The sequence below is a fragment of the Streptosporangium sp. NPDC002721 genome (assembly GCF_042888905.1).
In the GTDB taxonomy this organism is placed as follows: domain Bacteria; phylum Actinomycetota; class Actinomycetes; order Streptosporangiales; family Streptosporangiaceae; genus Streptosporangium.
Genome location: NZ_JBIAQI010000022.1, coordinates 1 through 3,169 on the forward strand (window position 1 = coordinate 1; position 3,169 = coordinate 3,169).

Annotated in this window: 1 protein-coding gene; it reads right to left on the reverse strand. The window is 73.1% G+C overall.

Going from position 1 to position 3,169, the window contains the following annotated elements:
* Positions 1–133 precede the first annotated feature (133 nt).
* Positions 134–2,350, reverse strand: a complete 2,217-nt coding sequence (locus tag ACFYWM_RS29340; RefSeq protein ID WP_389919906.1) for a thiamine pyrophosphate-dependent enzyme — start codon at positions 2,348–2,350, stop codon at positions 134–136.
* Positions 2,351–3,169: the final 819 nt, after the last annotated feature.

A 3,169-nucleotide genomic window follows, 5' to 3' on the forward strand; every position in this document is an offset into this window, starting at 1 on the left:
GGGCTAACCCCCGGGGGGCCCTTCTCGGGGGGGGCGGCCCCCAACCCCCTTCTTGGGTTTAACACCCCCGCCGCCCCCGCCCCCCCCCGGGGGGGGGGCCCCCCCCCCCCGGGCGGGCCCCCCCCGACGGGAATCAGCCGAGCAGCTTGCGGGCGGCGGCCTCGATCTCGGCCTCCGACAGCAGCACGTGCCTGGCCGCCTCGCCCAGCGGGACGAAGCTGTCGGAGGAGGTCACCCGGGAGACCCTGCCGGTGAAACCCGCGTCGAGCAGCTCGGCGAGGATGCTCTCCGAGACGCCCCCGGTGCGGCGGGTCTCGTCGGCGATCAGCACCTTGCCGGTCAGCTCGGCGGCCCGCATCAGATCCTCCACCGGCAGGGGGGAGAGCCAGCGCAGGTCCAGGACCCGGCAGCCGTGCCCCTCGGCGGTGAGCCGCACCGCGGCGCGCAGGCTCATCCGCAGGCCGTTGCCGAAGGTCACGATGGTCAGGTCGCGGCCGTCGCCGTAACTGCGGGCCCGCCCGATCGGGATGTGCGTCTCCGTCCACCGGACCGGGGGGGCGTACGGGGCGAGCCAGCCGTTGTCGCCCTCCTCGAACATGTCGCGGGTGTTGTACAGGGCGATGGGTTCGAGGAAGACGCAGACGCTGCCGTCGACGCGGGCGGCGGCCAGGCAGGTGCGCAGCATCGAGGCGGCGTCGTCGGGCCGGGCGGGGGAGGCCACGACCAGGCCCGGGATGTCGCGCAGCGCGGCGACCGAGTTGTCGTTGTGGAAGTGGCCGCCGAAGCCCTTCTGGTAGGCGTAGGAGGCGACGCGCACCACCATCGGGTTGCGGAAGGCCCCCTGGGAGAAGAACTGGAGGGTCGCGGCCTCGCCCCGGATCTGGTCCAGGGCGTTGTGCAGGTACGCCAGATACTGGATCTCGGGCAACGGCAGCAGGCCGGAGACCCCGGAGCCGAGCGCCAGGCCGAGCACGGCCTGCTCGTCCAGATGGGTGTCGAACACCCGGCCGGGGCCGAAGCGTTTCTGCAGGCCGCGGGTGACGCCGTAGACGCCGCCCTTGCGCGCGACGTCCTCGCCGAACACCAGCACGTCGGGGTGGGCGGCCAGCGCGTCGGCGAGGGTGCGGTTGACGGACTGGGAGAAGGTCAGCGGCCCCTCCTGCTCGGGGAGCCTGCCCGCGAACGCCCTCGCCCTGGCGTCCGGGGACGAGAACTCGGCGCTGGCCGCGGCGACGGCCGCGGGGGTGCGCGGGGCGAGCGGCTCCACGATGTCGAGGGCGGAGACCAGCCGGGGACGCCGGGAGCTCTCCATCGCCATCTTGAACAGGTGCTCGCGCGTCGTCTCGTACCGCAGCAGGAGCTCGTCGGGGGTGGTGAGGCCGGCCTCGACGAGGAGCCTGGCGGTCGCCACGAGGGGGTCGCGCGCCAGGTCGGCGTCGATCTCCCGCTTGGTCCGGTAGGACAGCTCGACGTCCGAGCCCGCGTGGCCCATCAGCCGGACGGTGCCGACGTGCAGCAGGGCGGGGGCGCGGTGCGTGCGGACGTGGTCGGCGGCGGCCAGCGCCACGTCGTGGACGTCGGAGAGGTCGCAGCCGTCGGCCTCGAAGTATCTCATCAGCGGGTGGCGGGCGGCCCTGACCCAGCCGTCGGGGGTGCGCACGCTGATGCCCAGGCCGTTGTCCTCGCAGACGAACAGGATCGGCAGCGCCAGCTTCTGGTACGAGCCGTAGGCGGCCGTGTTGAGGCCCGACAGGGCGCTGGCGTGGTTCATGGAGGCGTCGCCGAAACTGCACGTCGCGATCGCGTCGGCGGGCCAGGGCCCCGGCAGGCCGAGCTGGCGGGCGCGCTCGATGGCGAAGGCCACGCCCACCGCGCGGGGCACGTGGCTGGCGATCGTGGAGGTCTGCGGGATCACCGCCAGGTCGGGGTGGCCGAAGACCTTGTGCCGCCCGCCCGCCACCGGCTCCTCGACCGAGGCGGTCAGGCCGAGCAGCACGTCGCGCAGCCCCTCCTCCGGCAGCCGTCCCGCCATCGCCGACCGGGTCAGGTAGAAGGCGCCGGACCGGTAGTGCAGGAGGGCGGGGTCGGTGGCGCGCAGCGCGGCGGCGACCGCGGCGTTGCCCTCGTGCCCGGCCGAGCCGATGGTGTAGAAGCCCTGGCCCTGCTCGCGCAGCCAGCGGGCGGTGACGTCCAGCAGCCTGCTGCCGAGCTGGAACTCGAACAGCTCGCGGCAGCGGGCGCCCGTCAGGGTCGTGCCCTCCCGCACGGGCAGGCCGGGATCGCGCGGCGCCCCGGGGGAAAGGGCGGTCACGGCCTCGGTGAAATGGGTCTCAACAGTGTCGCGCGCCACAGCCCGATTATGTCCCCCATGGATGGATGGCGTCCTCAACCTTGACATCTTTGATGCGTACGGACTCGCGGACCGATCGTATTTAACCGTTATTCATGACGGCTTGTCAGGCCCGTTTCCGCCGGTCCGCCCGATGAATGCGGCCGAGCTCCGAAGTGGGGGCGGACCTGCATATGGGGCGGAAGCCCCGAAGGGGTGAAGCCCATTCGTTTCCGGGTCCGGTGTTCCGATCCATGGGCATCTCACGGGCCTGTTGCCACAAGCCGTTCCTCCTGCGGGCTTCCCGCGGAGGGTGTCTTTGCCGTCGGCGGATACGACGGCTGCCAGCATCTTCGGAGTTCATGTCCATCACGCCAGTCACACTGGTCACACCAGCAGGTGGAGACGCACATGCTTGGAAAACTGATTCTGACCGGGGCGGTGGGGGCGGCCGTCATGCTGCCGGCCGTGGCCCACGCCGCCGTGCCGTTTCCGGATGCGACGTCGCCCGTGCCGACGTTCTCCGGCGACACGCCGGTGCCCGGGGTTCCGGCCCCCGCGGCATCGGCCGCCTGGGGCGCGTCGGCGCCCGGGAGCGCACCGGTGCCGGTGGCCGCGTCGATGTCCGCGCTGTCACCCTCGGCCGCGTCGCCGCCCCCGCCTCCGGTGCCATGGGACGATCTCTCGACACCCGGCACCCCACCGCCCTCCGACGGCCTTCCGCCGGGGTCCGTCCCGCCGCCCGGTACTCCGCCGCCGTCCAATGGTCTCCCGCCGGGTTCTGTTCCGCCGCCCGGTACTCCGCCTGGTGTGATCCCGCCGTCCGACGGTCTCCCGCCG